This window comes from Staphylococcus sp. mip270_02 (genome assembly GCF_054031535.1).
On record NZ_CM132934.1, the window covers coordinates 2,216,689 to 2,233,745 of the forward strand.

14 protein-coding genes are annotated in these 17,057 nt (G+C 32.7%); 2 read left to right on the forward strand and 12 right to left on the reverse strand.

Annotated elements, in window-relative coordinates; translation table 11 throughout:
* Nucleotides 1–258: 258 nt before the first annotated feature.
* The 6 genes from uvrC to zapA form a co-directional block, all read right to left on the reverse strand.
* Nucleotides 259–2,046: an excinuclease ABC subunit UvrC gene (gene uvrC / locus ACW5YJ_RS10500; protein WP_017724192.1), complete on the reverse strand. Its 1,788-nt coding sequence runs from the start codon at nucleotides 2,044–2,046 to the stop codon at nucleotides 259–261.
* 338 nt (nucleotides 2,047–2,384) lie between these two features.
* Nucleotides 2,385–2,699: a thioredoxin gene (trxA, locus tag ACW5YJ_RS10505; protein WP_017724191.1), complete on the reverse strand. Its 315-nt coding sequence runs from the start codon at nucleotides 2,697–2,699 to the stop codon at nucleotides 2,385–2,387.
* 81 nt (nucleotides 2,700–2,780) lie between these two features.
* Nucleotides 2,781–5,129, reverse strand: coding sequence for an endonuclease MutS2 (locus tag ACW5YJ_RS10510; protein WP_457338153.1), 2,349 nt, complete (start codon nucleotides 5,127–5,129; stop codon nucleotides 2,781–2,783).
* Between the two features lie 9 nt (nucleotides 5,130–5,138).
* A complete protein-coding gene (polX, locus tag ACW5YJ_RS10515; RefSeq protein ID WP_457338154.1) occupies nucleotides 5,139–6,851 on the reverse strand; it encodes a DNA polymerase/3'-5' exonuclease PolX in 1,713 nt (570 codons plus the stop codon).
* A gap of 115 nt (nucleotides 6,852–6,966) precedes the next feature.
* Nucleotides 6,967–7,488 carry a CvpA family protein gene (locus ACW5YJ_RS10520; RefSeq protein WP_426432622.1) on the reverse strand — a complete coding sequence of 174 codons (522 nt, stop codon included), beginning with the start codon at nucleotides 7,486–7,488 and terminating at the stop codon, nucleotides 6,967–6,969.
* A complete protein-coding gene (zapA, locus tag ACW5YJ_RS10525; protein ID WP_017724187.1) occupies nucleotides 7,488–7,754 on the reverse strand; it encodes a cell division protein ZapA in 267 nt (88 codons plus the stop codon). Before zapA ends, ACW5YJ_RS10520 begins: the two co-directional genes overlap by 1 nt.
* A gap of 301 nt (nucleotides 7,755–8,055) precedes the next feature.
* On the opposite strand from zapA, the gene rnhC reads away from it, so the two are divergent.
* A complete protein-coding gene (rnhC, locus tag ACW5YJ_RS10530; protein WP_107551331.1) occupies nucleotides 8,056–8,985 on the forward strand; it encodes a ribonuclease HIII in 930 nt (309 codons plus the stop codon).
* A 311-nt stretch (nucleotides 8,986–9,296) separates the two neighbouring features.
* Here rnhC and pheT read toward each other — a convergent pair whose 3' ends face one another.
* The 6 genes from pheT to ACW5YJ_RS10560 all read right to left on the reverse strand — a co-directional run bounded on the left by pheT (nucleotide 9,297) and on the right by ACW5YJ_RS10560 (nucleotide 15,730).
* On the reverse strand, nucleotides 9,297–11,699 hold the full coding sequence (pheT, locus tag ACW5YJ_RS10535; protein WP_457338155.1) for a phenylalanine--tRNA ligase subunit beta: 2,403 nt from the start codon (nucleotides 11,697–11,699) through the stop codon (nucleotides 9,297–9,299).
* The gene (gene pheS, locus ACW5YJ_RS10540) at nucleotides 11,699–12,757 is read right to left on the reverse strand and encodes a phenylalanine--tRNA ligase subunit alpha (protein WP_017724184.1); all 1,059 of its coding nucleotides are present in this window, start codon (nucleotides 12,755–12,757) and stop codon (nucleotides 11,699–11,701) included. Before pheS ends, pheT begins: the two co-directional genes overlap by 1 nt.
* A 329-nt stretch (nucleotides 12,758–13,086) precedes the next feature.
* Nucleotides 13,087–13,827, reverse strand: a complete 741-nt coding sequence (locus ACW5YJ_RS10545) for a TrmH family RNA methyltransferase (protein WP_457338156.1) — start codon at nucleotides 13,825–13,827, stop codon at nucleotides 13,087–13,089.
* Between the two features lie 26 nt (nucleotides 13,828–13,853).
* Nucleotides 13,854–14,798 (reverse strand): M23 family metallopeptidase, encoded by a 945-nt coding sequence (locus ACW5YJ_RS10550; protein ID WP_457338157.1) that lies wholly within the window; start codon nucleotides 14,796–14,798, stop codon nucleotides 13,854–13,856.
* Between the two features lie 129 nt (nucleotides 14,799–14,927).
* A complete protein-coding gene (gene rpmF / locus ACW5YJ_RS10555; RefSeq protein ID WP_017724181.1) occupies nucleotides 14,928–15,101 on the reverse strand; it encodes a 50S ribosomal protein L32 in 174 nt (57 codons plus the stop codon).
* Between the two features lie 80 nt (nucleotides 15,102–15,181).
* A complete protein-coding gene (locus ACW5YJ_RS10560) occupies nucleotides 15,182–15,730 on the reverse strand; it encodes a YceD family protein (protein WP_017724180.1) in 549 nt (182 codons plus the stop codon).
* A 126-nt stretch (nucleotides 15,731–15,856) separates the two neighbouring features.
* Between ACW5YJ_RS10560 and ACW5YJ_RS10565 the strand changes: the two genes are divergently transcribed.
* A complete protein-coding gene (locus ACW5YJ_RS10565; RefSeq protein ID WP_426432616.1) occupies nucleotides 15,857–16,990 on the forward strand; it encodes a nucleotidyltransferase in 1,134 nt (377 codons plus the stop codon).
* Nucleotides 16,991–17,057: the final 67 nt, after the last annotated feature.

Consider the following 17,057-nt stretch of genomic DNA (forward strand, 5'->3'; position numbering starts at 1 on the left):
TATATAACCCCTGCGTACAATAACTCTTTATGTATTGTATGTTTGTTACAACACAATATTATTGCACAATTTTAAACATAGAAGTATTATACAAAGTCTATTTTTATACATAATTTAAAATACAGTGTTAATGAGAATATTCTCAATTAGAAAACGCTTCCACATACATGTAAAAAAAGAATTCCTGTTATTTGCTATTGTAACACTAATTAAATAGAAAATGGGCATGAGAATGATTCTCATGCCACAAAGTTTCCACTACTTTTTATCGTATAACGCTTGATGAAGATTCTCAGCAACATTTTGTGGGAGTCCTGATTTTTTTAATTCCTCTACGCTTGCTGCTTTCATTTTCTTAATAGAACCAAATGTACGTAATAATTTTGTTTTTCTTTTAGCGCCAATACCATCTACAGTATCCAACACAGATTGTAATCCAGTCTTCTGTCTTGTTTGTCTATGGAAAGTAATCGCAAATCTATGCACTTCGTCTTGTATTCTTTGAAGTAAATAAAATGGCTGACTATTTTTCTTCATGGGAACAACCTCTGCATTTTCACCGTAAAGAATTTCTGATGTTTGGTGCTTATCATTTTTACGTAACCCTGCTACAGGTATATCAAGGCCTAATTCATTTTCAAGAACGTCAAGTACACCACTCATATGTCCTTTACCGCCATCTACAATAATCAAGTCTGGTAATGGACTGCCTTCATTAAGTACTCGCGTATAACGTCGACGCACAACTTCTCGCATAGATTTATAATCATCTGGGCCAACTACCGTCTTTATCTTATATTTACGGTAGCCTTTTTTATTAGGTTTGCCATCCACAAACGATACCATTGCCGAAACAGGATTAACTCCTTGAATATTTGAATTATCAAAAGCCTCTATACGAATTGGTGTTTGGATGCCCATCACATCACCAAGCTCTTCTATTGCTTTTACTGTACGTGATTCATCTTTGGCAATTAATTCAAATTTATTTTCAAGTGTTATTTCCGCATTATGATTAGCTAAGTCTACCATATCTTTCTTTTTACCTTTAAGAGGCTGAACAATTTTAGTATCTACAACTGATTGGATAATTTCTTTATCAAGATGCTTTGGGACATGTACTTCTTTAGGTAAAATATGCTGATTTAAATCATAAAACTGACCAATAAATGTATAAAATTCTTCTTCTTCTGTCTGTTGAATAGGTATCATTGTAGCATCTCGTTTAATCATATTTCCTTGTCTTATAAAGAAGACTTGAATACACATCCACCCTTTTGACACACTATAGCCGAATACATCTCTAATAGTGCTGTCAGAGGATGTAACTTTTTGTTTTTTATTTAAATTGTGTATATGTTGAATTAAATCTCGGTACTCTTTTGCACGCTCAAAATCTAAAGACTCACTAGCTTCTTGCATTTTTTGTTCTAAATTATGCAAAATCGTTTTATCTTCACCGTTTAAGAAATCTGTAATTTCTTTTGTCATCTCTGCATATTTTTCTAAATCAACTGGATAAACACAAGGGCCTAAGCATTGTCCTATATGATAATACAGACATAATTTATCAGGCATTTTATCACATTTCCTAAAAGGATAAATACGATCTAATAGTTTTTTAGTTTCTTGTGCTGAATAAGCATTAGGATATGGTCCAAAGTACTTACCGCTCCCCTTTTTAACTGTACGTGTAACAATTAGTCTTGGATATTTTTCTTTAGTTATTTTAATAAAAGGGTAGCTTTTATCATCTTTTAATAAAATATTGTATCGGGGTTGGTATTGTTTGATTAGGTTCAATTCTAACAACAAGGATTCTGTTTCACTCGATGTAACTATAAATTCGAAATTACGAATTTCACTCACTAAGCGTGTCGTTTTAGCATCATGTGCTCCTGTAAAATAAGACCTTAATCTATTTCTTAACTTTTTAGCCTTACCAACATAAATGATTTGGTTATTGCGATCTTTCATTAAATAACAACCTGGTTCAGTAGGTACCACTGTAAGTTTTTGTTTAATCTCTTTTTGATATGTTTCCATAATTCAAGCAGCCTCCTTTCTTTATCATTTACATTTCAATTGTGTGTAGTTTATAAATAAAGTCATAACAATTACTATTAAAATTCTATATCTACACCATTATAAAATAGCTTAGCTATATTACACAATTTATTGGAATTTTTACGCTTTAACTCTATGAATAATTATATAACAATAGTAGCCTTTAATTAAGCTGTACTGACTTCTAAATATAAACTGTTTAAACTTATACTTTTTTGAAAGATTAAATCATTATTATCATTCCAATAAACTATTTTCTATCTGATTAAAAAATCCAGGACATTGATATGTCCCGGACTTGGTAGTTCTTTAGATTATTATAAGTGTTTTTCGATTACTTCAGCTAAGTTTTCTTTAGGTTGGAAACCTACAACTTTATCTACTGGTTCGCCATCTTTAAATACGATTAAAGTTGGGATGCTCATAACTTCAAATTTAGCAGCTGTTGATGGATTTTCATCTACATCAAGTTTTAAAATATTAGCCTTACCTTCAAAGTCACCAGCTAAATCTTCTAATACTGGAGCAATCATCTTACAAGGGCCACACCAAGTTGCCCAAAAATCTACTAAATTTACCCCTGATTGAATATTTTCATCAAAGTTTGAATCCGTTACTTTTACGATTGCCATAACTGCCAATCCTCCTTAAATTTCAAATGATGAAGAAATTATAACAGACTTTATAATATTCTGCATACCTCTTGCTCACGATTATTTTAATTCTACTACGGTTACGCCAAATCCACCTTCACTTGGCATACCGTTTCTATATGATGACACACTTTTATGTCGTTTCAAATGATTTTGCACACCTTTTTGTAAAGCACCTGTGCCTTTACCATGAATAATATAAACTTGTTCGTAATTGCTCAGTACAGCCTGATCTAAATATTGATCTACAGCGACCATTGCTTCGTCGTAGCGATAGCCACGTAAATCCAGTTCCATTTTGATACTTTGTCTATTTTCACGCTTAATCATTTTAGTAGGTTCTTCTTTAGTTTTCTTAGTTTTTTCCAAGTCCTCTAAAGGTAGTTTCATCTTAATGATACCCATCTGCACTACTGCTTCATTATTATCGATTAGTTCTAAGACTTCACCTTTTTGGCCATAAGTCAATACTTTAACTTCGTCACCAGTTTTAATTGTATCCCATTTTTTCTTTTCAACATTTTGCTTAATTGATTTAGCTTCATACTGATCATCTAGTTGTTTTTTCTTATCAATCAATTCATGTTCTTTTACATCTGCACCTTTTTTATCTCTCAATTCACGTAATTCTTTTAAGATCTCATCTGCTTCATTAGTAGCTGATTTCACACGTTGATTTGCTTTTTCTTTCGCTTCATTCATGAGTTGCTTTTCATGATTTTGATATTGTTCATACTGTTTTGCTAAAGCATCATGTGTATCTTGAGCTTCTCTAAGCAGGTGGTCTAACTCGATTCGTTGCTCATCTACACGTTTTGAATTTGTTTCAAGCGAAGCAATCATTTCATTAATTTCTTGTTCGTCTTGGCCAATCATAGATTTAGCTTTTTGAATAACTTGGATGTTTAGTCCTAGTTTTTTTGAAATGTCAAAAGCATTAGAACGTCCTGGGACACCCATCAACAATTTGTATGTTGGACTCAATGTATTAACATCAAACTCTACACTCGCATTCATAACACCGTCTCTATTATAGCTATATGCTTTTAATTCTGGATAGTGTGTGGTTGCCATTACTAAAGAACCAATATCATGTACGTAATCTAAAATACTCATCGCTAGTGCAGCGCCTTCACTTGGATCTGTACCTGCCCCTAATTCATCAAATAAAATCAAACTATGTTTTGTAGTTTCTTGTAAAATTTCAACGATATTTTTCATATGAGAAGAAAATGTAGAAAGAGATTGTTCAATTGATTGTTCATCACCAATATCACAGAACACATTTTCAAATACACTCAACTTACTACCATCAAGTGTAGGTATCAACATACCTGATTGTGCCATCATAATAATTAAGCCAAGTGTTTTTAACGTAACAGTCTTACCACCCGTATTGGGACCGGTAATAATAACCGTCTCAATATCTTGTGCAAATTCAATCGTATTAGCTACAACAGTATCACGGTCTAATAAAGGATGATAAGCTTTTGGTAAATATACTGTTCTTTCAACGGTGAACTCTGGTTTAGTCCCTTTAATTGAACTTGCATAACGTGCTTTAGCCGTTAGAAAATCAATTTGACCCATTATAGATTCTGACATCAAACAAGCTTCAGCTTCTTCAGCTACATAGCCTGTGAGTTCCGATAGAATCCTTTCCTTTTCAACGGCTTCATCATTGCGCAAACGACTAATTTGATTACTCATTTCTACTATAGATGATGGCTCAATATATAATGTTTGCCCTGAAGCCGATTGATCGTGAACAATACCATTAAAATCTTGTCTATACTCCGCTTTAACCGGGATAACATTCCGTTCATTACGTACAGTTACAATTGCATCGGATAGTTTTTTCTGATTACCTTGACTTTTAACAATTTTATCCAAGTTTTGTTTGATTCGCTGTGTCGTACTGGAAATTTTACTTCTAATACCTTGTAATTCATAACTGGCATTGTCATATAAATCATAAGCATCACATTTTTCATGTATACTTTGATATAAATCAGTCAAGATAGGTAACTGTTCCATTCTGTCATTGAGAATTGGGTAATTAATTGTCTCTTCTTCGTTAATAAGATTGTTATAAAATGTCTTATATTGATTTTGTATTTGTATAAGACGTTTAATCACATTTAATTCACTCACATTCAGCACACCACCAATACTGGCTCTATGGATAAATGCTGAAACTTTTGCCAATCCGCTTAAACTAGGCATACGATGCTTATTGTAAATCTGTGCAATTTCATCGGTCTCATTCATTTGAAATTCTACTGTTTCAAAATCCGTTGCAGGTGCCATAGCGACAACTTTTTCTTTTCCTAAATCACTAATTGCTTCATTTTCAACTAACAATTTGATTTTATCGAATTCCAAGACATCTAATGATTTCTGTCTCATCTAACCCCTCTATTTCTTCAATTTAATATTATTTTCTATTAGCGATTTAAAATCTTCGCGAGACATTGTGTTAATAACTCTGTCTTTTTTCACAAATCCTTTTTGTGCAGTTGCAATACCATATTTCATAAATTCTAAATGGTCTATATGGTGCGCATCTGTATTAATAGTTAATTTAACATTCGGGTGTTTTTTTACAGTTTCTGTATTTAAATCTAAGCGTTTAGGATTTGCGTTAATTTCTAAAATTGTATTTGTTTCAGCTGCTAATTCACACAACTTGTCAATATTCGGTTCATAACCAGGACGTTTCCCTATGATGCGTCCCGTCGGATGAGCAATGTGTCTAACATATGGATTGCGGCATGCATTTTCCAAACGTTGCATAATTTCATCTTGAGATTGATTAAAACTTTGATGTATTGCAGCTATAACATAATCTAATTGTGCTAATACTTCATCATCATAATCTAAACGACCATCTGGTAATATATCCATTTCTATCCCTGAATAAATATCAATTTCATCATATTTCTCGTTTAAAGCTTTTATTTCTTCATTCTGGCGTAATAACCTTTCCACAGACAAACCATTTGCTACTTTCAAACTCTGTGAATGGTCTGTAATCACCATAAATTGATACCCTTTTGCGATATTAGCTTTGACCATTTCTTCTATGCTAAATGCACCGTCACTATAGGTTGTATGCATATGAATATCCCCTTGGATATCATTTAATTTTATAATTTCTGATAAGTCTTTATCAAACTCACTGCCATCTTCTCTAATTGCAGGTTCTATCCAATTAACACCAAAGTGTTCATAAATCTCTTTTTCACTTTGGTATTGAATGATGTTTCCGTCTGCTTGTTCAATTCCATATTCGCTCACTTTTTCATCTTGTTCTTTTGCTAATTGACGTATGCGAATATTATGATCTTTGGAACCTGTAAAGTGCTGTAACGTGTGATAAAACGCTGATGGTTCAATCAGCCTAAAATCAACACCAATGGTTTCATCATCAAAACTTAGTTCTAATGATACTTTTGTTTGACCAACGGCGACATCTTTTACTTTGTTCGGAATATTTAATAATGCTTGTTGCACATTAGCTGGTTCATCTGTACTAATTATATAATCCAAATCCTTACTCATTTCTTTATACCTTCTAAAACTTCCAGCAACTTCATATTGTACAATAGCGTCAATTTGTGACAAATAAGCGTCTATAATTTTATTTAATCCACGCATTTGATCAATAGGATAATTATCTTTTTTAGCGCCTAATGCTTTTACAGCTTCCAATATATTTTGTTCTGTCTTTTTGGCAAAACCACTTAATTCACTTACCAATCCTTGTTCACATGCAGCTTGTAATGCTTCTTTCCCATCAATTTCCAATTCTTTATACAATTTAGCTATTTTTTTACTACCTAAACCTTGAATTTTCAATAATGGAATAAGACCTTCTGGTACTTCTTGCTTCAAAGATTCTAATGTAGATGAAGTGCCATTTTTACGGTATTCATCTATTACTTCACCTACGCCTTTGCCGATACCTTTTAATTGAGTCACATCTTCTATTTGTTCTATTGGACGTTCGTCAATTTCAAGGCTTTGTGCGGCTTTTCTATATGCCGATACTTTAAATGTATTTTCGCCTTTTAATTCCATATAGGTAGCTATTTTTTCTAATAATTGAATAATATCTTTTTTTGTCATTATTTTCACTCCATAGAAAAAGGTCAAGACAGATTACTGTTCAAATTCAGTAAATTGATTATGTCCTGACCTCCTATATTTTATAAAACCTTATATGTTTATATTCTAAAGCATCTTATATATTTAGTACATATGTTGATATGAATGGCACATGAATTACAAAGTATTCAGCCAAATGCCCTTCCATCAACTGTTGTTGTATGAATTCAAGCGGGTATATTGAAATCATATAAAACAAAGTAGCACAAATAATAGTTGAAGAAATCACACTCATTATTACACCTAACCCACGACTTATCAAATTAGGTTGTCTAGATGTTATTACATTATCAAATAGAACGACAATACCATAGCAAAGTATTTTCGTAACAGTTGCTATAATTAAAAATGCTACGATATGATCAAAACGTTGCTGTAGGTTATCAAATTGAAATGCATAGTTCAAATCATATGCACGCGTTTTAGGAAACGGCACAAATAACTCTAATCGTTGTGAAATTTGTGAATATAAACGATGCGCCACCCAAAGTGAGAACAGTGTTGAACCTAAATGTAATGTACTTAACCAAGTTCCCCTTCTAAATCCAATCATGCCTATGTAAAGGAAAATAATTACGATTATTAAATCAATAATCATTATTCTTCTCTATTTTTTAATTGTTTTATTTCTTGTTGTAAACGGTAATTTTCTTCTTCTAACTGTACTTTTTCATGCATTATGTTTACAGCTGTAAGAATAGCTTTTCTAGTAGTATCAAGACCTGCGCTTTTACTAGCCAGTGTTTTCAGCCTCTCATCTACTAAATGCGCTACATAACGGATATGCTCAGGGTTGTCCTCTCCGACGATTGTATAATGTTGATCATTTATAGTTACGTTAATCCGATTTTTAAACTCACCCATATAATAACTCCTGACTTTGAATGTAAATTTCCGAACTTATTCTTCCATTAAGTATGTAATCTAGTTATTTATAATATTTATCACGAACTATTATACACGACATAATATTATTTTGTAAGTGGTGAGATTTGTTATATTAAAAAATCTTGTGATTTATTTTAATTTTGTCTATATTGGTAAAAATTTTCTTCCACTAAAACATATGTAAACCATACAATCTATTCTCAAATTCTACACATATGATATGATGTTAACTGTCTAAAATTTAATTCAGTTTTTTATATAAAGTGAGGTCAATAACATGTCTAATGTTGTACACAAATTAACTAAACAACAGATCGATCAATTAATGTCGAAAATATCTTTTGATACTACAAATGTATCCCAAGGTATGAAAGCTAAAACAAAATATAAAAACACATCTATTTCTGTATATAATTCAAATAAAGTAATGTTTCAAGGTAAAGATGCTGAATCCATTGCATCACAATTATTACCAAATGTTGTTCCAGCTAAAAAAAATACAGCTAAATCATCAAACTCACAACAAGCAATACAATATAACCGTTATAATTGTATTGGCAGCGATGAAGCTGGCAGTGGTGATTACTTTGGGCCACTTACGGTATGTGCAGCTTATGTCTCTAAAAAAAATGTTCAAATCTTAAAAGCATTAGGTGTAGATGACTCTAAAAGATTAACTGATGCTAAGATTATTGAACTAGCAGAACAACTTGTAACTTTCATCCCTCATTCATTGTTAACAATGAACAATGATAAATATAACGAAAAACAACAAGTAGGTTGGTCTCAAGTGAAAATGAAAGCTGTTTTACACAATGAAGCTATTAAAAATGTGACACAAAAAATTGATACAGAGGAATTAGATTATATTGTCATTGACCAATTCGCTGAAGCTGGTGTATACAAGCGCTATGCGTTGAGTGAACTACCCTTTAACAGTAAAACTAAATTCGAAACTAAAGGAGAATCAAAATCCATTGCTATTGCAGCTGCAAGTATCATCTCAAGATACGCATTTGTTAAACATATGGATAATTTATCTCGTTCAGTCAAAATGGAAATCCCTAAAGGCGCAAGTAACAAAGTTGACTTAACCGCCGCTAAATTAATTGAGCGTAGAGGCATAGCTTATCTTGATAGTATTTCAAAAAAACATTTTGCAAATAGGCAAAAAGCTGAAAACTTAGTACAAAAAAAGCATAAATAAGAGTGTATATTTACCTTTAATACTATTATTTATCGTTATCTCCCCTTTGTACTATGAACAGCCATTGAAATGTTTTTCTATTTACACTGTAAATTCAATAAGACATAATTAATACATTAAATAATTCTGGTATAAATGTAAAACACACCTCCAAGTTTGAAATCGTGCTGTTCCAAAAGTTAGACTGAAAATCTAACTTTTAAGAGTCACTTCAAATGGAGGTGTGTTTTTTATTGATTTGTTTAAATCACTTTCAACTGTATGCCATACTTTTTATAGCATTAAAAACATCTATCACTCTTTAATTATGGCTATCTGATTGTAGCGCCTTTCGCTTGTAAGGCAGTCAATATTGCTTCATGTACCGCATTTACTTTATCATCAGTAAGCGTATCTTCAGTGTCTAAATATGATAAACGAATTGCTATAGATTTTTCATCTTCAGCGACATGTTCACCTTCATAAACATCAAATACTTCAGCTTCTTGTAATATATCGCCACCATTTTGATGAATTGTATTTACTAATTTTGCTGAAGGCATATCACGGTTAATAACTAATGCAATATCTCTTGATACACCTGGGAATCTAGGTATTGGTTGATAATTAATATAACCTACAGATACTGCCATTAATTCATCATAATTCAACTCGAATACGTAAGTACGTTTTAAATCGTTGTCTTTTTCAATTTGTGGATGTAATTCTCCTACAAATCCAATAACTTTTCCATTTAATTTCACGTAAGCCGTTCTACCTGGGTGTAAACCGTTAATTTCACTGGCTTCATATTCAAATTGTATATCTAACTTCTCCGCCACTCGATCCACAATTCCTTTAGCTACGAAGAAGTCAATTTCTTCTTTCTTACCTTGCCAAGCGTTCACAGTGTAATCACCTGTTAAAATACCACTTAAATATTCAACCTCGTCTGGTAATTCACCTTCACCGTTACCAAAGAAGACACGGCCAAGTTCATATAAGCGCACGTGGTTATTTTTACGTGCTACATTGTATGCGACAGCATCAATTAAATGTGGAATCAAACTTTGACGTAACGTAGAGTGAGCTTCACTCATCGGCATTAACAACGCAACTGTATCACGGTTTTGCAATGCAAAGTGATTAGCTCGTTCTTTATCGACAAGTGAATAATTAATTGCTTGGTTTAAGCCTGCACCTTCTAAAGATGCTTTTACAATACGAGACTTAGACTGTCTATCCGTTAATGAACCATGTGTAACATGTTCAAATACTGGTAGTGTTGAAGGAATTTCATCATAACCATATATACGTGCGATTTCTTCAATTAAGTCTTCTTTAATTGTGATGTCTTTACGACGTGAAGGTACCATCACAGTTAGTACATCATCAGCGTTCGTAGTTTCAAAACCAAGTTGAACGAAGATAGCTTCAATGTCTTTTGCAGATAGTTCAAAACCAATTGTTTGATTAACTTTTGCAACTGAAATATCAATAGGTGTTACAAACTCGCCTAAATCACCTTCAGCAACACGGCCTTGTGTGACAGTACCACCTGCGTATGTTTGAAGTAAATAACAAGCACGATCAACCGCTTCATCTACAAATTCTGTAGCAATTCCTTTTTCAAAACGACTAGAAGCTTCACTTCTTAAATTCAAACGTCTTGATGTATGGCGAATTGATACTGGATCAAAAATAGCACCTTCAATAACAACATTTGTTGTCGCTTCAGTTACCTCTGAGAAATCTCCACCCATAACGCCAGCAATAGCGATTGGTGAATTACCGTTTGTGATTACGATATCAGATGCTACTAATTTACGTTCTTGATCATCTAATGTTGTTATAATTTCATCTTCTTTTGCTTGACGAACTTCGATTTTTTTAGAACCAATTTGGTCTTTATCAAACATGTGTAATGGTTGACCATATTCGATTAAAACATAATTTGAAATATCAACCACATTATTAATTGGACGAATACCAGCTTTAATCAAGCGCATTTGCATCCATTCTGGGGAAGGTTTGATTGTCACATCTTTTACAACACGTGCACTATAATAAGGTACCTTATCGTCATTTTGAACAGTTACGCTGATTTCATCATTAGTTTGTTCATCATTTTCATTACTTTGTGTTTCTGGTTTTACCATTGGCACATTATATAATGCTGCTGTCTCATAAGCTGTACCAATCATACTCAATGCATCAGCTCTATTTGGTGTAAGGTCAAATTCCATAACTTGATCGTTTAAGTATAATGCACTTAACGCATCTATTCCTGGAGTTACTTCTGATGAAAACACATAGATACCGTCCTCGAATTGTTTAGGGACTAAGTTAGTTGGTACACCAATTTCTTGAAGTGAACAAATCATGCCTTCTGAACGTTCTCCACGTAACTTTGCACGTTTAATTTTCACTCCACCAGGCAATCTACCCCCTACTGTTGCAACAATAACTGTTTGGCCTGCATCTACATTAGGTGCGCCACAAACGATTTGGACTGGTTCTTCTTCACCGATATCAACTTGACAAATATTGAGTTTATCAGCGTCAGGGTGTGCTGCTTTTGATTGCACATAGCCTACAACTAGGTTTTTAATATCTTTTGTATAATCAATGATATCGTCTACTTCTATACCAGTTCGTGTAATACGTTCTGCAAGTATGTTAACAGGTTGATCAACCTCAACATATGATTCTAACCATTCTTTTGAAATAAACATTATTTTTCACCTCTATCTTCTACTGCTTTAAATTGACTTAAGAAACGTACATCATTGGTATAGAAATGTCTTATATCTTCTATACCATATTTCAACATTGCAATACGGTCCGGCCCCATTCCAAATGCGAAACCTGAATATTTAGTTGAATCAAATCCTGCCATTTCAAGTACGTTAGGATGCACCATCCCAGCCCCTAAAATTTCAATCCAGCCTGTGTGTTTACATACATTACAACCTTCTCCTTTACACTTGAAGCAAGATACATCTACTTCTACTGAAGGTTCTGTGAATGGGAAATAGCTTGGGCGTAAACGAATCTCTCTATCTTCACCGAATAATTGTTTTGCCAATAATTCTAATGTTCCTTTTAAATCACTCATTTTAATATTTTCATCTACAACTAATCCTTCAATTTGCGTAAATTGATGGCTGTGTGTAGCATCATCTGAGTCACGACGATAAACTTTCCCCGGACATAAAATTTTAACCGGTCCTTGTCCATTACGCTTTTCCATAGTTCTTGCTTGAACTGGAGATGTGTGTGTACGCATCAATATTTCATCAGTTATGTAAAAACTGTCTTGCATATCCCTAGCTGGATGAGATTTTGGTAGGTTTAATGCTTCAAAATTATAATAATCTTGCTCTACTTCAAAACCATCTACAATTTCGTAACCAAGACCTAAGAATAAATCTTCAATTTCTTCAATAGTGCGTGTTAATGGATGTTTTGCACCATTAGCAATTTTACGGCTAGGTAAGGTTACATCGATTTGTTCTTCTTTAAGTTGTTGTTCTAATTGTTCATTTGCTAACAATTCACGGCGTGAGTCAATTTCACCTTCAATTGTCTGTCTCACTTCATTTACTTGTTGACCATAAGCAGGTTTTTCTTCGTTCGGTAGATCTTTCATATGCTTCATTAAACCAGTAACCGAACCTTTTTTTCCTAAATACTTAACCTTTACATCTTGTAATTCTTTTTCATTTTGAGCTTCATTGATATCGACTAATGCTTGTTGTTTTATTTCTGACATAGCTTCAGTTTGTGTCATACTTAGCCCTCCTATTTTTAAAATATGATCGAGTTATTTAAATTAAAAAACACAAAAAAGACTTTCATCCCTTGAAACTGGGACGAAAGCCTTCCGTGGTACCACCCAAATTTATGCATAAGCATACACTTGTTGTCATTGATAACGGAAATGATATCCGACTTAAATTTCTTTAAGTAACCAAAAAGGTGAAAAAAACTAAATACAGTGGATTATCTTTCAGTCTTGAATAATCTCCCTTATACATCTGTATGATATAGTTTAAGTCTTTTTATCGGTAATTATTTAAATTTCATTGTCTTTATTATATACGATTATTCACAAAGGGGTCAACCTTTCAAGTGATACATTACGATACTCCCTGCAATAGCAACATTTAAACTTTCAGCCTTACCATAAATTGGAATTATTAAATTTTGTGTTGTTTGTTCTAATAATTTCGAATTTACACCATCGCCTTCATTACCTAGTAATAATGCAAAAGCATCTTGACTTGAAACTTGATGGTAATCTACTGCGTTTTCTAATGCTGTACCATATACTTCGCCTTCAAAGTTTTCAATAAACTCACTTAAATCTTTTGTGACGATAGGTAAGTGGAATACACTCCCTTGGCTTGCACGTAATACTTTATCCTGATAAGGATCTGCAGTCCCCTTTTCAAGCACTATCAAATCTAGCCCTGCAGCGTCTGCAGTACGGATTAAAGTGCCTAAATTGCCTGGATCTTGTATACAATCGATAAGCAACACTTGTTTAGCAGAAGTTATTTCATATTCAGGTTTTTCAATAACAGCGAAAAAACCTTGTGGTGTCACTGTACCTGATAATACTTCCGCAACTTTCAGATTAATTTCAAATACTTCTTGTGCATAATTCTTTAAGTTGTCATCCAATCTTTCTGCATCGACAACGTATAATTGTTGGATTATCAAATTACTTTTATATGCTTCTTCAATTAAGTGGTAACCTTCAATAAGTGCTAATCCAGTTTTATCTCTTTCGCGTTTCTTTTTTAATTTATTCGCGCTTTTAACTTTACTATTTTGTGCTGAAGTAATCATTTCCATAGCATAGCCTCTTTATCAATTTATTTTCAACCTTTGAATAAGTGTGTAATATTTGTATGAATATTTTTTGCGATTTTAGAAAACGGTTGTTCTTTTTCTATTAATATACTATCACCATTATACGTTATTTCATCTCCTTTAACAGGAGCAATATTATTATGGAATTGAATTTTCAATGTTTGTGTTACTTGCAAGTTTTTATCATTCATTACTTGAAAATGAATATGCGGTTCTGATGAATTGCCGGAATTACCAACGTTAGCTATATGTTGGCCACGTAATAATTCGTCACCTTTTTCAATTTTAAATGAATGTGGTTTAATGTGTGCAATCAAACTATATTCTTTATGACCATGTTTTATAACTATATAATTACCTTCAGGATGAACAGTATTCATCTCACCAGGTATACTATCTGAGATTCCGTCGACGATTTCTTCAACAACACCATTTGCTGGAGCAACAATGGGCAAATCATAAATATGATAATTTTCACATTGATTTGAATCACCGTTATATGTGCATCCGTCTTCAACTTTTATAAGGTCCATTGCTAGTCTCTGATTTTTATATTGATAGTGATAATTGATTAACTCATTATCACCGCCCCAATAAACAAAACATTTGGATTTAATCGGTATTGTGTAATATTGCTTTGATTGTTTCATACCACGTATATGTTTAATCAGTACCAACGTCATCCCAATAATTTCCTGATATTTATTCAGAAAAACACTTACCCCTGTAGTCATTTTATTATCAAACCAAATGTATTCTTGATGTCGATTTATATGTAAGTGTCTATATAAATGGTTCTGACCTCTAATGGCATTATAATTACTTAATATTTGTTCCAAGTCATTTATAGATGTGACATCTTGAAAATATTCACTAAAGTGATCATATAGCCATTGAACTTCATTGTTTTCTATTTTATTTATAATAATTTGCGCATTTATTGTTTCCATCATTTTTACACAACCCATCAGTTGATAATAAAAAAATCCTACCACTAAAATAAAAAATCGTCCAAAAATTATCAAGTGAATAATTAATGAACGATTCGATTAGGTTATAACGTAACCTTTAAATTATTGAAATTATTTTGATACAACTTCTTCGCCATTGTATGAACCACAGTTCTTACATACACGGTGAGATAATTTGTATTCTCCACAATTTGGGCATTCTGTCATACCAGGTACTGAAATTTTTAAATGCGTACGACGTTTATTTTTTCTTGTTTTTGACGTTCTTCTTTTTGGTACTGCCATGATAATCCTCCTTATATTCAAACACTAAATAGATATTTTTAGATTCAATAATCCATTATACTATAGATTAGTTAAATCCGCTATTGCTCTTCGTCATATAATTGTTGTAGTTTTTGAAGCCTAGGATCGATTTGCTCTGATTCGGAAGATTCCTTCTCTTGTGCAAGTTCAATCGCTTGTTCTTCGTCAATAACTTCCCAACCATTACCTTCTCGTAACATCTGATCGCTTTCATTTGAAAAAGCACGCATTGGCTTTTCAATAATAACTAATTCTTCAGCAATATCCTTTAGATTTATCATACCGTCTGTTGCATCATGGTAATGTTCATCATCTTCTTCATCGTTGCCATACTGCTCGTATCCCTCTAAATCAAAAATCTCTTGAGATTTAATATCTAAAGGAACTTCAACTGGAACCAATGTACGTGCACATGCCATTGTGTATGTTCCTGTTATATGCATATCTGCAATGACTTCATTTGATCTGACGGTTAGTTCACCCTCAACATCAATATCAGATAGATCTATTAAATCTAATGATTTTACTAAATGATCAAAATTAACCGTTTGATGGAACTCAAATGGTTTATCTTGGAATTTTCTTAATTGTGTTATTGACCATTTCATATGGCTTCACCTCTATCAAGCACAAAATTTATTTTAACTTTATAGACATAAGTTGTCAAGATTTTTTCTTAACACAATTATATCTGTTACAATAACTATAATGAATTCTGAAAGGAAGAATTGCAAATGAAAAGTGTTGCACTAGTCACTGAATATAATCCTTTCCACAATGGTCACTTATATCATGCTCAGCAATCAAAGTCAATAACCGGCTCTGAAGTTTCTGTCGCAATTATGAGTGGAAGCTTTGTAATGAGAGGACAACCAGCAATTTATAATAAATTTAAACGCACGCGTATGGCATTAAGCGCAGTTGACTTAGTAATTGAACTTCCTGTCTTTGCATCGTTATCGGCAGGACAATATTTTGCTGAATTAGCCGTAAAAGTTGCTAATTATTTAAATATTGATCATTTATCTTTTGGTAGTGAGTCTGGAAATATAGATGCTTTTCTAACATTAGCAGAAGACATCTCAAATGCAGAACAATCCATACAGTTTGCCGAAAAAACAAAAGAAGGTAAGAGTTATCCTAGAATCCTTAGTGAACTAATAACTAACAATGAATTACTGTCTTCACCAAATAATACACTTGGTATTTCTTATATCAGAGCAATTCAAAAATGGGCACCAACAATACAACCATGGACTATATCACGTTTGCAAAGTGCACATCATGACAAAGAAATAGCGAACTTAGGTTTTGCGAGCGGCACTTCAATTCGCAAATCACTTCAAAATGCTAATGCACAATGGAAACAAGTAGTTCCTGAGTCTGTTCACCCCTATTATACTGTTCCAAATGTTTCAGTAAATGACACATTCCACTATTTAAAATACGCAATATTAAACCAAGATACAGATTCCTTAAACCAAATCTATACCATGAGTGAAGGTTTCGAAAATCGAGTAATTCAATTTATTGACCAAGCAGAAAATTTCGAACAGTTTATGACTCTATTAAAAACGAAACGATTTACCTATACACACATTCAACGATTATTAATGAATATTTTATTGAATTTGAAACAGCAACAAAAACCTGAAGCAATACATGCTGTTAGGGTCTTAGGCATGACTCAAAAAGGACAGCAATATTTAAAACAATTGAAACAAATTTTTCCTGAACGCAATTATATTACTCAACTAAATAAACAAAATGCACATTTTTTTAAACATGAAATACACGCTACAAAAATTTATAACCTCATTTCAGGTGAAACTGCCAATGATTTCAATACACATGTCATACGCGTTTAAAGCGCATCTGTATGACATAAACTTTGTTAACCTAACTATTTGTTTATAAATCCAAAAAGAGTGGTTC